13 protein-coding genes are annotated in these 14241 nt (G+C 35.8%); 5 read left to right on the forward strand and 8 right to left on the reverse strand.

Annotated features, from left to right (window positions below):
* Positions 1–145 precede the first annotated feature (145 nt).
* The 4 genes from ACQVD9_RS12325 (at position 146) to ACQVD9_RS12340 (ending at position 4938) form a co-directional block, all read left to right on the forward strand.
* Positions 146–1816, forward strand: coding sequence for a lactate permease LctP family transporter (locus ACQVD9_RS12325; RefSeq protein WP_264746247.1), 1671 nt, complete (start codon positions 146–148; stop codon positions 1814–1816).
* Between the two features lie 173 nt (positions 1817–1989).
* Positions 1990–2820 (forward strand): (Fe-S)-binding protein, encoded by an 831-nt coding sequence (locus tag ACQVD9_RS12330; RefSeq protein ID WP_264746248.1) that lies wholly within the window; start codon positions 1990–1992, stop codon positions 2818–2820.
* The gene (locus ACQVD9_RS12335) at positions 2813–4264 is read left to right on the forward strand and encodes a LutB/LldF family L-lactate oxidation iron-sulfur protein (protein ID WP_264746249.1); all 1452 of its coding nucleotides are present in this window, start codon (positions 2813–2815) and stop codon (positions 4262–4264) included. The genes ACQVD9_RS12330 and ACQVD9_RS12335 overlap by 8 nt, the downstream gene beginning before the upstream one ends.
* Entirely contained in the window at positions 4264–4938 is a 675-nt protein-coding gene (locus ACQVD9_RS12340; RefSeq protein ID WP_264746250.1) for a LutC/YkgG family protein, read from the forward strand. Before ACQVD9_RS12335 ends, ACQVD9_RS12340 begins: the two co-directional genes overlap by 1 nt.
* 1348 nt (positions 4939–6286) lie before the next feature.
* On the opposite strand, the gene ACQVD9_RS12345 is transcribed toward ACQVD9_RS12340, so the two are convergent.
* The 4 genes from ACQVD9_RS12345 to hisG form a co-directional block, all read right to left on the reverse strand.
* Positions 6287–6835, reverse strand: coding sequence for a GbsR/MarR family transcriptional regulator (locus ACQVD9_RS12345; protein WP_264746251.1), 549 nt, complete (start codon positions 6833–6835; stop codon positions 6287–6289).
* Positions 6836–6930: 95 nt separating this feature from the next.
* Positions 6931–8007: a histidinol-phosphate transaminase gene (gene hisC / locus ACQVD9_RS12350; RefSeq protein WP_264746252.1), complete on the reverse strand. Its 1077-nt coding sequence runs from the start codon at positions 8005–8007 to the stop codon at positions 6931–6933.
* Entirely contained in the window at positions 8007–9311 is a 1305-nt protein-coding gene (gene hisD / locus ACQVD9_RS12355) for a histidinol dehydrogenase (protein WP_264746253.1), read from the reverse strand. The genes hisC and hisD overlap by 1 nt, the downstream gene beginning before the upstream one ends.
* A gap of 24 nt (positions 9312–9335) precedes the next feature.
* On the reverse strand, positions 9336–9971 hold the full coding sequence (gene hisG / locus ACQVD9_RS12360; RefSeq protein WP_264746254.1) for an ATP phosphoribosyltransferase: 636 nt from the start codon (positions 9969–9971) through the stop codon (positions 9336–9338).
* Positions 9972–10227: 256 nt separating this feature from the next.
* Here hisG and ACQVD9_RS12365 point away from each other — a divergent pair, with 256 nt between their 5' ends.
* Positions 10228–11616, forward strand: coding sequence for an FAD-binding oxidoreductase (locus tag ACQVD9_RS12365; protein ID WP_264746255.1), 1389 nt, complete (start codon positions 10228–10230; stop codon positions 11614–11616).
* Positions 11617–11667: 51 nt separating this feature from the next.
* Here ACQVD9_RS12365 and murA read toward each other — a convergent pair whose 3' ends face one another.
* From murA to ACQVD9_RS12385, 4 genes are read right to left on the reverse strand one after another with little or no spacing between them, the layout of a single operon-like run.
* Positions 11668–12933: a UDP-N-acetylglucosamine 1-carboxyvinyltransferase gene (gene murA, locus ACQVD9_RS12370; RefSeq protein ID WP_264746256.1), complete on the reverse strand. Its 1266-nt coding sequence runs from the start codon at positions 12931–12933 to the stop codon at positions 11668–11670.
* Between the two features lie 26 nt (positions 12934–12959).
* Positions 12960–13199 carry a BolA family protein gene (locus ACQVD9_RS12375; RefSeq protein WP_264746257.1) on the reverse strand — a complete coding sequence of 80 codons (240 nt, stop codon included), beginning with the start codon at positions 13197–13199 and terminating at the stop codon, positions 12960–12962.
* A gap of 18 nt (positions 13200–13217) precedes the next feature.
* Positions 13218–13571 (reverse strand): STAS domain-containing protein, encoded by a 354-nt coding sequence (locus tag ACQVD9_RS12380; protein WP_264746258.1) that lies wholly within the window; start codon positions 13569–13571, stop codon positions 13218–13220.
* 11 nt (positions 13572–13582) lie between these two features.
* On the reverse strand, positions 13583–14224 hold the full coding sequence (locus ACQVD9_RS12385; protein WP_264746259.1) for an MlaC/ttg2D family ABC transporter substrate-binding protein: 642 nt from the start codon (positions 14222–14224) through the stop codon (positions 13583–13585).
* Between the last annotated feature and the right edge of the window lie 17 nt (positions 14225–14241).

Raw genomic sequence — 14241 nt, forward strand, 5'->3', positions numbered from 1 at the left:
CTACAAAAGTCTTACAAAGAATAGTTGACTAATTAGTCAATAAACCTTTAATCTAATATACATAAATTGAAATTGGTCTTACCAATTGACCAAAATAACAATAGAACTAACTTTATAATAAACACTATAAAGAGGCAAGCCACTCATGCAAATATGGGAACACATCTATAATCCTTTTGGAAATATTTACCTATCAGCCTTTGTAGCCACAATCCCTGTAATATTTTTCTTTTTAGCCTTAACTGTTTTAAGATTAAAAGGTCATATAGCAGGTGCTATAACACTTATCTTATCTATTATTGTTGCTATCGTAGCTTTTGGTATGCCTGCCAAAATGGCTTTACTCTCCGCAGCTCATGGATTTCTATATGGGTTATGGCCAATAGCATGGATCATTATTGGAGCCGTATTTTTATACAAGCTCACCGTAAAAAGTGGTCAGTTCGATATTATCCGTGACTCCATTGTCTATATTACTGATGATAAACGCCTACAAGTGCTATTAATCGGTTTCTGTTTTGGTGGTTTCCTAGAGGGTGCTGCTGGTTTTGGTGCACCTGTTGCCATTACAGCAGCACTATTAGTTGGTCTTGGTTTTAACCCTATTTATGCCGCTGGTTTATGTTTAATTGCTAATACTGCCCCTGTTGCTTTTGGTGCTCTTGGTATTCCTATTACTGTTGCTGGTTCTGTAAGCGGTATTGATGCCCACGAAGTAGGTGCCATGACTAGTCGTCAACTCTGCTTCTTAGCTGCCTTTGTACCCATGTGGATTGTATTTATTATGGATGGTGTCAAAGGTGTTAAACAAACCTTACCAGCCACATTAGTGACAGGCTTTAGTTTCTCTATTGTGCAATATATTACTGCTCACTATATCAGTTATGAGCTAGCAGGCATTACTTCGGCATTAGTGAGTATGCTTTGCTTAACTGCCTTATTACAAGTTTGGCAACCAAAAGGTAGTGCAGAACTAGCTATTAATGGTGATGGTACGGCAAGCATTGCTACTGGTACTAAAGAAAAACAACCCCTACCCTATAGTTTTAAACAAATTCTTTTAGCATGGTCGCCTTTTATTGTGCTAACCATTATGGTTAGTGTATGGACTTTAAAAACTATTAAAGATGCTTTAAGTGTATTTAGTGCCCAATTTGTATTTGATGGCATTCAAATTACCAAATCAGCCCCCATTGCTGTAGCTGATCCTACAGGCTCGGGAATTAACCATATTAAAAACTTATTTGTATTTGATGTGGTGGCGGCTACAGGTACAGCCATCTTAATCGCTGCTATTATTTCTATCATCATTTTAAGAATTAACCCCAAATCAGCACTCTGTACATTTTGGGAAACTATTAAAGAATTAAAATGGTCTATATTCTCTATCGGCATGGTATTAGGCTTTGCTTATGTGACTAACAACTCAGGTATGTCTGTAACAATGGCACTTGTACTTGCTAGCACTGGTATTGCCTTCCCATTCTTTTCACCTTTCTTAGGTTGGTTAGGCGTATTCCTAACAGGTTCTGATACTTCTGCTAATGCATTATTTGGTTCTTTACAAGCTAATACTGCTCATCAATTAGGTTTATCAGACACACTGATGGTAGCCGCTAATAGCAGTGGTGGTGTAACAGGTAAAATGATTTCTCCACAATCTATTGCAGTAGCTTGTGCTGCCACTAACCAAGTGGGTAAAGAATCTGATTTATTCCGTTTTACCGTGAAGCACAGTATCTTCTTTGCTGTAATTGTAGGACTTATAAATTTATTACAATCTTATGTATTTCCTTGGATGATTTATACCCATTAATAACCCAACAGGACTACCGTGATTGTCCTGTTAGATTTACATATTTTGAGATAGTTATTTCCATAGCTTTTTAGACAAGGCGAATGGCTGAAGACATTACAAATAGTCATTCAACAAAGTATAAAAAGCTAGGGGATAGCGATAAAAACTGGTAAAAACCAGAGGATAACCTGATGAGTAATTTATTTTATGACGCTGCACCTAATGCAACTCGTGTAGCTCCCTCTCTGCCTGAACCCCGTCAATATCCAACAGAAAAACCAACGGATATTTATCTATTTGGCACCTGTGTTATTGATATTATGTTTCCCAATGCAGGTTTAGATGCCATTCGTGTTATTGAGCGTGAAGGTATCAAAGTACATTACCCTCAAGACCAAGGTTGTTGTGGCCAACCGGCCTACTCCTCAGGTTATACCGAAGAAGCAAAAGAAGTAGCTCGCGCGCAAATAAAACTATTTGAACACGATTGGCCTGTGGTTATCCCCTCTGGCTCATGTGCGGGAATGATGCGCCATCATTACAAAGAATTATTTAAAGATGAGCCTGAAACTCTAGAGAAAGTAAATGCCTTAAGTGAACGCATTTATGAGTTTGGTGAGTTTTTACTGTATGTCAGTAAAATCCAACTTAAAGATCAAGGGCCACATACCAAAATTGCCTTACATACTTCTTGTGCAGCACGTCGTGAAATGAATACTCACTTACATGTTCGGGAACTATTAGCTCAACTAGATAATGTAGAACGTGTCAACCATGACCATGAAAGTGAATGCTGCGGTTTTGGTGGTACTTTCTCAGTAAAAATGACTGATATTTCAGGTGCTATGGTATTAGATAAAACTAAAGCACTGAAAGACTCAGGTGCCAGCCAAGTAGTGACTGCTGATTGTGGTTGTTTAATGAATATTAATGGTTCTTTTGAAAAGCAAAATGAAGCCCTTAGGGGACAACATCTAGCTACATTCCTTTGGTTACGTACAGGAGGCACTAGTGATGAGTAATCAAGATCAACATCGTATTCCTGTATTTGATGCGTTAAGCCAACATTTTAAAGAAAATGCTCACCAAGCGCTAGGCAACCAACAGTTACGCCATAATATGCGCTCTGCTATGGACTCGCTAATGACTAAACGTTTAGCTTCCATGAGTGATGAATATGAACGTGAACACCTACGTGAACTAGGTAACCATATTCGTGCTCGAGCCCTTTCTAAACTACCTGATTTATTAGAAAAGCTTGAGGCAAATCTAACTAAACAAGGTGTACAAGTACATTGGGCTGAAACTACAGATCAAGCTAACCAAATTATTTTGGAAATTGCTCAGCGTCGCCAAGCTAAACACTTTATTAAGGGTAAGTCCATGGTCAGTGAAGAACTGAACATGAACCACTATCTACAGCATCATGGTATTGAAGCGTTAGAATCTGATATGGGTGAATATATTATCCAATTAGACCATGAGCGCCCTTCCCATATTATTGTGCCAGCCATTCACAAAAGTGCTAAGCAAGTAGGCCATCTATTTGAAAATAAACTACACACCCAATACACTGATGATGTAGATACCCTAATTCAAACAGGCCGTAAGATTTTACGTCAAAAATTCTTTGAAGCTGACATCGGTATTTCAGGGGTAAACTTTGCAGTAGCAGAAACAGGCTCACTTTTCTTAGTGGAAAACGAAGGTAATGGCCGCATGTCTACCACTGTACCACCTGTTCATATTGCTATTACAGGTATTGAAAAAGTAGTAGAAAACTTGCGTGATACCGTAGCCCTTGTTTCTTTACTCACTCGCTCAGCATTAGGCCAAGCCATTACAACCTATGTAAACTTAATCTCCAGTCCACGTAAAGCTGACGAACTGGATGGCCCAGAAGAAGTCCATTTAGTCTTATTAGATAATGGTCGTACCCAAGCTTTTGCTGATGCACAATTAAGACAAACCCTTAATTGCATCCGTTGCGGTGCTTGTATGAACCATTGCCCTGTTTATACCCGTATCGGCGGGCAAGCTTATGGCACGGTATATCCTGGCCCCATTGGTAAAATTATCTCTCCTCATTTAATGGGACTCGATAAAACTGAAGACTTACCTATTGCCTCAACCCTTTGCGGTGCTTGCGGTGAAGTTTGTCCTGTAAAAATCCCTATCCCTGAATTATTACGCAGACTTCGTGAAGAAGATGTTCGTCCGCCTGAAGAAACACCTCATACTGTTAAAGGGCAAGGTGCACGCTTCTCGCGTAAAGAAAGATTAATGTGGAAAGTTTGGAAAACACTGAATACCAAACCTGCGTTATATCGGAACTTTAGCCTATTGGCTACTCGTTTTAGGGCATTAACCCCTAATATAATGGCTTGGTCACAAAACCATAGCAAAGCTAAGCCAGCTAAGCATACTCTTCATGAATTAGCACGTAAGCACTTAGGAGAACAATAATGACTGCTCGTGAAAATATTCTAAAAAAGTTGCGTACCAGCCTTGAAGGTACCACACCTCGCCCTGACGATTTTAATGTTGAATTAGTCACTAAACCTTGGTCGTATGGTGATACGCAAGGCAAAATTAAACAATTACGAACCATGATGGAATCTGTACGCACGGAAATTCATCAAACCACTAAAGCAAGCTGGGTAGCTTTATTTGCTGATTTACTTAAGCAAAAACAAGTAAACAACCTACTTTATGCACCTACTACTGAGTGGGGTAAACAAATAGATAACTATTGGCAGCAAAATACCGACCTTCCTACTCTAAAACTTTACGATCGCTTAGTGGATGAATGGAAAAATGAACTATTCTTTGAGATTGAATCTAGTATTACCAGTACTTTGGGTGGTATTGCGGCTACAGGTAGTTTAATTGTATGGCCAAATAGAGAAGAACCTCGTTTAATGAGTCTAGTGCCACCTATTCACTTTGCTATTTTAGAAGCCAGTAAGATTGTTGATAACTTCTATGATGCCCAACAAAAATTAAATTGGGTGGAGAATACCCCAACTAATGCTTTACTAATTTCTGGCCCCTCCAAAACTGCTGATATTGAGCAGGTACTGGCTTATGGTGCACATGGCCCAAAAGAATTAATTGTACTTATCTTAGTAGATGTTTAATCACTCTTAGGGCTAATCTTTTTTAGCCCTTTTTTAATCACCATTTCTTATCATTATCATAATTTAAAATCATTCCTTATTTTTTCACTGTTGATTAATAATCAATTAACCCTTTTACCCTAAAATATTCCCTGTTATTTATATAAGCTATTTTTATAATGGATTAATTAATCTTATGCACAAGAACTCTCTAAAACTGTTTATACTTCCTTTACTTTCAGTAATTCTTTATATTCTTTACAATTATTTATTTACTGTCTTTATGAATTTTGATCCAGTGACAAAATCCATCATTTTAAAACCTAACTTTATAAATCCTTTTACATTTTTTATTTCATATTGCTCTTATAATCTAATCTTTTCTACATTATTACCGCTTTTCCTAGTTGTATTACTTTTTACAATGCAATACTCGCTCATATCAATCACTAAAAATAATATACTTTATGTTTTAGGCACAACTATTACTATTTTCATTATGATGATGATTTTATTTACTGTTGTATTACCTAAAACTAGCTACCTTTTTTTTGAGCTGGCCGACTTCACTATAGCAATATTATTAATTCAAATAATTACCTTAACCTTTAAAACAATATTTATTGTTTGTGTTGGTTTGATTAGTAATTTTTATTTTAAAAAATGCAATATAACCCCTAATCCTATAACAATTAATCCAGTATTGAACCAATATTTAATAGCTACTATTTATAGTTTACTTGTCTTTTGTACATTCTTTGCCTATGCCAATTACTCAACATTTACAAACCCTTACTCTTATGCTGTTAAGAAAGATCTAATCTATCTTATTATTTCTAGTATTATAGCTTCTATTTATCTTTATACATGGACTTATAACCATCTAAAATCATCTTGTAACAGTGATTTTTATGCTATTAATACTGTCAAAGCATATAGCATTACCATGTTATGCTATATAATTTTAAATCTTATTATCTTTGCAATCATTATCTTAATTAAAAATGTATTATCTTATAATATGTTCTATCAAATTGCTGAATTGATACATCATACTTATATTATTTTTATAATCTTCTTTTATATCATTGCCTTTATTCTCATATTTAAACTGGCCAACAAAGTTAATAATAATTTCTATAAAATATTTCACTATTTATTTTTTAGTATTCTTACATTATTTATTATCGTTTTTGCTATAGATAAGAGGATAGGCCTTAATGCATATCTTATAATATATAGTATCTTCTTATTTGCAATATCACTCTCCATTTGGATTATGTATCTTTTTACAAAACTTGCACTAAATAAATCATTTCGTTAATAAAAATGATAGTGTTATAGCCCTGCTATAACACTATTTCACCAACTATTTACTGACCTTTTTTTCTTTATCACCACGAATTAACTTCTGTACTTTGGCACCTAATTTCATAATTTTTAGCACTGTTTCAGGGGAAAGTTTTAGCATTTCATCAACCCAACTATCCATGACTTGCATTAGTTCTAAAGTATCTTTAATACGTTTTTGCGTAGATTTTGATTCTTGAGCAAAACTATCCTCCTCCATATAACCTTTTAAGGTAGCTATGGTAGGATCAAACTCGTTTTCTTTGCGTTCTTTTATAATGGTTCTAACTAATTCCCACACATCTTTTTGGCATTCAAAATAGTCTCGGCGATCACCAATTTTTTGTACTACTTTAATTAACTTCATCAACTGCAATTCTTTAATACTATTACTCACATTAGAACGTGCAACATTAAGAATCTGGCAAATATCTTCCGCATTCAGTGGTTCATCAGATAAAAAAAGAAGGGCTTGGATTTGTGCTACCGTACGATTCACTCCCCATTTTGGCCCCATTTCACCCCAATGTAGAATAAATCTCTCAGTAATAGGTGTTAGTTTCATCATAATCAACCTGTAAATTTTCTTAATTTCTGTAGTTACAGAAATAATGAATTATAAAAAAGGGATAATCAATGATTATCCCTTATAGGCTATCACTTTTATTCAGTTTCTTGCATTATCTCAACGATTGCATCAATTAACTGTTGATTCTGCTCTAAAGTGCCTACAGTGATACGTAAAAATTGATTAATACGCGCTTTATTAAAATAACGAACAATAATGCCCCTATTACGCAATTTAGTGGCTAATAACTCTGCATCTAATTTAGTATGACGTGCAAATACAAAGTTAGCAGCTGATGGTAATACTCTAAACTGTAATTGCTCAAGCGCTGCTACTAAGGACTCTCTATCCTCAATAATAGTCTGACAAATTTCATTAAAATATTCCACATCCTCAAAGGCTGCAACCGCACCTGCTTGTGCTAAACGATCTAATGGATAAGAGTTAAAACTATTTTTTACTCTCTCTAAAGCTTCAATCAGCTCAGTATTACCCAACGCTAACCCTACTCGTAAACCAGCTAAAGATCTTGATTTAGAAAGCGTTTGTACAATCAATAAGTTAGGATACTGATTAATTAAAGCAACAGCTGTTTCACCACCAAAATCAATATATGCTTCATCAATCACTACTACTGACTCAGTATTCGCTTCTAATAGCTCCGCAATATCCTCTAATGATAATAGAATACCTGTTGGTGCATTAGGATTAGGAAAAATAATACCGCTATTAGGTCTTAGATAACTTTTCACTTTGATTTGGAATAATTCATCTAACTCAACAGCTGTAAAGTGAATATCATATAAACCACAATACACAGGATAAAAACTATAGCTAATATCAGGAAATAGTAAAGGGCGCTCTTCATCATCGTGTTTAAATAACGCTTGAAATACTATAGCTAATACCTCATCAGATCCATTACCAACAAAAACTTGGTTAGCATCTAAATCATAATAGTTAGCAACGCTTTGCTTTAACTGGTCACTATTGGGATCAGGATACAAACGTAAGCTATCAGTAGCTACTTCCTTAATAGCTTCTAATACTTTAGGAGATGGACCATAAGGATTTTCATTAGTATTTAATTTTACTAACTTAGCTAACTTTGGCTGCTCTCCTGGCACATAAGGGGTTAACTTATTAACTAAGGAACTCCAATATTTATTCATTACTTTTTCATCCTATATTCAGCACTACGGGCATGTGCAGTTAATGACTCACCACGAGCTAATACCGAAGCTGTTTTACCCAACTCAGCAGCTCCCTGCTCTGAACAAAAAATAATTGAAGAACGTTTTTGGAAATCATAAACACCTAAAGGCGAAGAATAACGTGCTGTACCTGAAGTAGGTAATACATGGTTCGGCCCTGCACAATAATCACCAATGGATTCAGCAGTATAACGTCCCATAAAAATAGCACCTGCATGGCGAATCTCTGGCAACCAGTCTTCAGGATCAGCTACCGATAACTCCAAATGTTCTGGTGCAATGATATTAGCTACTTCCAAAGCTTGCTCTTTAGTATCTACATGAATTAACGCACCCCTTGCTTCCAAAGAGGTTCTAATAATCTCTGCACGCTCCATAGTAGGCAGTAATTTATTAATACTCTCGATAACCTGATCAATAAAGGCTTTATCCTGAGAAATTAAAATAGCTTGTGCATCTTCATCATGTTCAGCTTGTGAGAATAAATCCATAGCAATCCAATCAGGATTAGTACCACCATCACACACCACTAATATTTCGGAAGGGCCTGCAATCATATCAATGCCCACTTTACCAAAGACATGGCGTTTAGCAGTTGCCACATAAATATTACCTGGGCCTACAATTTTATCGACAGGAGGTACTGTTTCTGTACCATAAGCCAAAGCGGCAACAGCTTGCGCTCCACCAATAGCAAAGACCCTATCCACACCTGCTACTGCAGCAGCAGCTAACACAATATCATTTACCTCATTATCAGGTGTTGGCACTACCATCACTACCTCAGGTACACCTGCTACTTTGGCTGGAATAGCATTCATAATTACCGAGGAAGGATAGGAAGCTTTACCACCTGGTACATACAAACCTACACGATCTAAAGGCGTAATTTTTTGACCCAATACCGTGCCATCAGCTTCAGTATAACGCCATGAGTCTTGTTTTTGATGCTCATGGTATAAACGTACTCGTTCGGCTGCTAACTCTAATGATTTCCGCTGTTCTGGATTAATTCTTGCTAATGATTGCTGAATACGTTCTCTATCAAAAGTTAGCTCTGCCATAGATTTAGCAGATACACGGTCAAACTTTTGAGTATATTCAACAACAGCTGCATCACCACGTTTTCTTACTTCGCTAATAATCTCTAATACACGACCATTAACTGTATCATCAGAAACACTTTCCCAACTAAGCAAATCATTCATTTGCTTAGAGAAATCAGCTTGGTTATAGGACAAACGACGTATCTTAACTGACATTGTTTTATCTTCCCCTCGTTACTTTTAAGATTCTTTTCTAGATTCTACAGCCTTACGTAACGTATCAATTAATGCTTGAATACGATGATGTTGCATCTTCATAGCAGCTTTATTAACGATCAACCGTGAACTAATATAAGCAATTATTTCCTGTGGCTCTAAGCCATTGGCTCTTAATGTGTTACCTGTATCTACCACATCAATAATTTTATCTGCCAAACCTACCAATGGCGCTAACTCCATAGAACCATAGAGTTTAATAATATCCACTTGGCGGCCTTGCTCAGCATAATAATTTTTAGCCACATTAACAAACTTAGTGGCTACTTTTAAGCGACCTTTGGGCTCTGGCTTACCTGTTACACCGGCTGTCATTAATTTACATTGGGCGATTTTTAAATCCAATGGCTCATAAAGGCCATCACCACCATATTCTAATAATACATCCTTACCTGCTACGCCTAAATCGGCTGCACCATACTCCACATAAGTAGGCACATCAGTAGCACGTACTATTAGAATACGCACATCAGCTTGGCTAGTAGGGATAATCAATTTACGGCTTTTTTCTGGATTTTCGGTAGGTACAATCCCTGCCTCTGCTAATAACGGCAGAGTTTCATCAAGAATACGTCCTTTTGATAATGCAATGGTTAACATAATAAACACTTAACTTTTAAATTTTTATCGGTTAACCGTTATTATGGCTTTTCTTGGCAAACAATGCTATAAATTCCCTATTAAATATCTGTTAACTTATAAAAAGAGAATTAAGTGTATTGTTTCAACCCAATACGCTGATCAAATATTTCTAATATTATTTTTTGTATAAGGTATTGATAAAACTTAGTTTCTATTAATACCTTTTCTTATTATATTTATAACATTAACAATTTAACTCAAGGATAAAAGAGAAGTGAAAAAACTGGCCATCTATGTTTTATTTATTTTATGGCATCACGTTGTTCTTGCAGATAGTGTCATTGTTAATGATATTACTCAACTAACACCTATTAGTGTCGCTAAAATAGCACAACCTACCTCTACTACTGAAGTTGTTGAACTGATAAAAAATCATCATGGACCTATTGCTATTGCTGGTGGAAAATATAGTATGGGTGGCCAAACAGCTACTGAACAAGCACTACAAATAGATATTAATCACCTTAATCATATTATTGCTTTTGATCCAGATAACAAAGAAATTACTATTGAAACAGGTGTTAATTGGCGCCAAATACAAGAACAAATAGATCCCTATAACCTATCAGTTAAAATTATGCAAAGCTATGCAGACTTTACTGTAGGTGGTTCATTAGGAGTTAATGTACATGGTCGTTATGTAGGTGAAGGTCCATTAATTCTATCAGTTAAACAAATAAAAATAGTGCTTGCTGATGGCTCACTCATTACTGCTAGCCCTACTCAAAACACAACAATTTTTTATGGTGCCATTGGTGGTTATGGTGGTTTAGGTGTAATTACTGAAGCTACTTTACAGCTTGTAGAAAATAATAAATTAGAGCGTATTAGCCAACTTATGCCCATCAACCAATATAAAATATATTTTTTAAAAAATATCAGCAACAACAAAGAGGCTGTTTTTCATAATACTGTTATCTATCCACCTGACTATAAACAAGTACGTGCAGTTACCTATATTAAGACTAATAAACCACTGACTATTACTGATAGACTACAAGACAAAAATCAGGACTACTCTAAACTACACAAACAAATAGCTATCGTCACCTCTAATAATCTAGGTAAGCAATTAAGAAAACTCTATGACAAAACAGATTATCGTAAAGAACTGGTAGTATGGCGTAATTATGAAGCTAGTTACAATGTAGCAGAGTTAGGCCCTATCGCAACCCAAGATAGCAGTTTTGTATTACAAGAATACTTTGTTCCTATTGAACAGTTTGATAATTTTTATCCTAAATTAATAAAGATATTACGTGCCAATAAAGTCAATGTAATTAATATTTCCATTCGCCATGCTAAACAAGATAGCGGTTCATTGCTTGCTTGGGCAAAAACAGATGTATTTGCTTTTGTTATTTATTATCAACAAGCAACCACAGCACAGGCAAAAGCTAAGGTAGGAGAATGGACAAGACAATTGATTGATGCAGTACTTAGTTGCCAAGGTAGTTATTATTTACCCTACCAAATACATGCTAGCAAAGAACAATTTAACAGGGCTTACCCTAATGCTCAACAATTTTTTAAGTTAAAGCAACAAGTTGATCCGAGCAATAAGTTTAGAAATAAGTTACTAGATAGATATAATGATAATTAATACTTGTAGTTATGTAGATAAAATTCCTTTTATCTACATAAACTATAATATTTAACCTGCAACACGCTTAATCTTAGCACCTAATAGTTGTAATTTTTCTTCGATACATTCGTAACCGCGGTCAATATGATAGATACGATCAATTAAGGTTTCACCTTCAGCCACTAAGCCCGCTAATACCAAGCTAGCAGAAGCACGTAAATCTGTAGCCATAACAGGTGCACCTTTTATCTTATCAACACCCATCACAATAGCTGTATTACCCTCGATAAGAATATGAGCGCCCATACGATTCATTTCATAAACATGCATAAAACGATTTTCAAAAATCGTTTCTGTTACGGTACCTGTACCCTCTGCTATTGCATTTAAAGCAATAAACTGAGCTTGCATATCGGTAGGGAAAGCAGGATAAGGTGCTGTACGAATATTAACGGCTTTAGGGCGATTACCTTTCATATCTAAGGCAATCCAATCTTTACCTGTATCTATAAATGCGCCAGCTTCTTGTAGTTTTAGTAAAACGGCTTCAAGAATATGTGGATCAGTATCTTTTAACTTAACTTTACCACCTGTAATAGCAGCAGCAACAAGGTAAGTACCTGTTTCAATACGGTCTGGCATCACTCGAAAATTAGTACCTTGTAAACGCTCAACACCATTAATAGTAATAGTATCTGTACCTGCACCAGCAATATGACCACCCATTTGATTAATCATATTAGCAAGGTCAATCACTTCAGGCTCTTTAGCAGCATTTTGTAAAACCGTTTGGCCTTTAGCCAGTGCTGCAGCCATCATTAAATTTTCTGTACCTGTTACACTCACTGTATCGAATAGGAAATTAGCACCATGCAAGCCTTCTGGTGGTAATTCTGCCTTAATATAACCATCCTCGATATTGATGATCGCACCCATAGCTTCAAGACCGCGTACATGTAAATCTACAGGTCGGGAACCAATCGCACAACCACCAGGTAATGCTACTTCTGCTTTACCAAAACGAGCAAGCATTGGGCCTAATACCAGAATAGATGCTCGCATAGTTTTCACTAAATCATAGGGCGCTACTAGGGTTTTAATCGTTGATGCATCTACTTCTAAACTAAGCTTTTCATCGATAGTAGGCTGAATACCCATACAGCCAAAAAGCTCAATCATGGTTGTAATATCATGCAAGTGCGGTAAATTAGATACAGTGGAGGGCGTATCCCCTAATAGGGTACAAGCTAAAATAGGTAAAGCCGAGTTTTTTGCACCAGAAATACGTATTTCACCATTAAGCGCAACACCACCTGTAATCTTTAACTTATCCATTCAATTCTCTCTAAATAATTATGATCTTAATTACGTTCTGCCCAATCACTACGTGTATAAAACTTCATAGTAATTGCATGAATACGTCCATCAGCAATCCAAGGATTAAGATGGCTATAAATTTGTTGTTGACGCTTAACAGGGCTTAACGCACATAACTCATCACTAATAATATTTAGTTGAAAATTACAGCCTTCACCTTCCACTTCAACCTGTGAATTTAGTAGTTGTTCCTCTAAAAATTTCTTAACTTCCGCTGGTTGCATTCACTTATCCCACTATACTTAATTTACATTTACTACCTTAAAATCATCAGCCAAAGGTAATATTTCTGTTACTCCTGAAAACTTAGCAATTTCATCCAAGTCTTCGGTTAATGATTTAATGGTCAGGCTCTTACCTGCTTTTTTAGCATCACGAATTAATGATAAAACAAGTGACAATCCCACACTACTAGTACGTGTAACACCTGAGCAATCTAATGTAAAAGCATTAGCTGAACTATTTTTAATAATAGTTTCACTTTGCTCATAAAGATGTTTACCACTACGATAATCTAACTGCCCACTAAGTAATAACTCACCAGTACTACCCTCTTTCAGGGTAGCTAGTGTAGTATTTGTCGTTACATCACTCACAAATGGATACCTTAATCTTTATCAGCTGATTCTTGAGCACGTTTTACTGCATCAGCCCAATTGTTAATAACATAATCTAAGTTATCGTTATTATTACGCATTTCACTAGCAAATTGATCGCGGAATAATTTACCAATATTTAAACCATTAACAACAACATTTCTAATGACCCATTTACCATCTAATTTAACCATTGTATAAGAAACTGGATAAATAGTATTGTTATTACCTCTTAACTCCATCGCTACACTAACACGATCAGGACTATCTGTAGGAGTAGTTCTTAATACTTTAATACCTTGGTTCTCATACTCAAGTAAAGCATTACCATAAAACTGCATTAAACCTTTTTCAAAGTTAGTTTTAAAGGTTTCCATTTGTTGCGGTGTTGCACGACGTGAATATTTTACTGTCATCACACTACGTGCTACTCCATCCACGTCTACTACAGGACTTAAAATACTATGTAATGACTCATGGAATGTAGCAGGATCTTTTTTATATTTTGCTCTATTGGCATTAAGATCCTTTAATAACACATCTACTGTGGATTGAACTACTTGTTGTGGTGTTTGCTCTGCTGCAAAAATAGCAGTTGAAAAAATAGCTAATATACATGTAAAAATTAAATAGCTGTATTTTTTAATCATCATTCTCTTAGTTCCTTATG

The sequence above is a fragment of the Entomomonas sp. E7T21 genome (assembly GCF_058693955.1).

What these genes read in the sequence shown, in the direction of transcription:
- ACQVD9_RS12325 (WP_264746247.1), top strand. Translation starts at nt 146, where the DNA reads ATGCAAATATGGGAACACATCTATAATCCTTTTGGAAATATTTACCTA.
- ACQVD9_RS12330 (WP_264746248.1), top strand. Translation starts at nt 1,990, where the DNA reads ATGAGTAATTTATTTTATGACGCTGCACCTAATGCAACTCGTGTAGCT.
- ACQVD9_RS12335 (WP_264746249.1), top strand. Translation starts at nt 2,813, where the DNA reads ATGAGTAATCAAGATCAACATCGTATTCCTGTATTTGATGCGTTAAGC.
- ACQVD9_RS12340 (WP_264746250.1), top strand. Translation starts at nt 4,264, where the DNA reads ATGACTGCTCGTGAAAATATTCTAAAAAAGTTGCGTACCAGCCTTGAA.
- ACQVD9_RS12345 (WP_264746251.1), bottom strand. Translation starts at nt 6,835, where the DNA reads ATGATGAAACTAACACCTATTACTGAGAGATTTATTCTACATTGGGGT.
- hisC (WP_264746252.1), bottom strand. Translation starts at nt 8,007, where the DNA reads ATGAATAAATATTGGAGTTCCTTAGTTAATAAGTTAACCCCTTATGTG.
- hisD (WP_264746253.1), bottom strand. Translation starts at nt 9,311, where the DNA reads ATGTCAGTTAAGATACGTCGTTTGTCCTATAACCAAGCTGATTTCTCT.
- hisG (WP_264746254.1), bottom strand. Translation starts at nt 9,971, where the DNA reads ATGTTAACCATTGCATTATCAAAAGGACGTATTCTTGATGAAACTCTG.
- murA (WP_264746256.1), bottom strand. Translation starts at nt 12,933, where the DNA reads ATGGATAAGTTAAAGATTACAGGTGGTGTTGCGCTTAATGGTGAAATA.
- ACQVD9_RS12375 (WP_264746257.1), bottom strand. Translation starts at nt 13,199, where the DNA reads ATGCAACCAGCGGAAGTTAAGAAATTTTTAGAGGAACAACTACTAAAT.
- ACQVD9_RS12385 (WP_264746259.1), bottom strand. Translation starts at nt 14,224, where the DNA reads ATGATGATTAAAAAATACAGCTATTTAATTTTTACATGTATATTAGCT.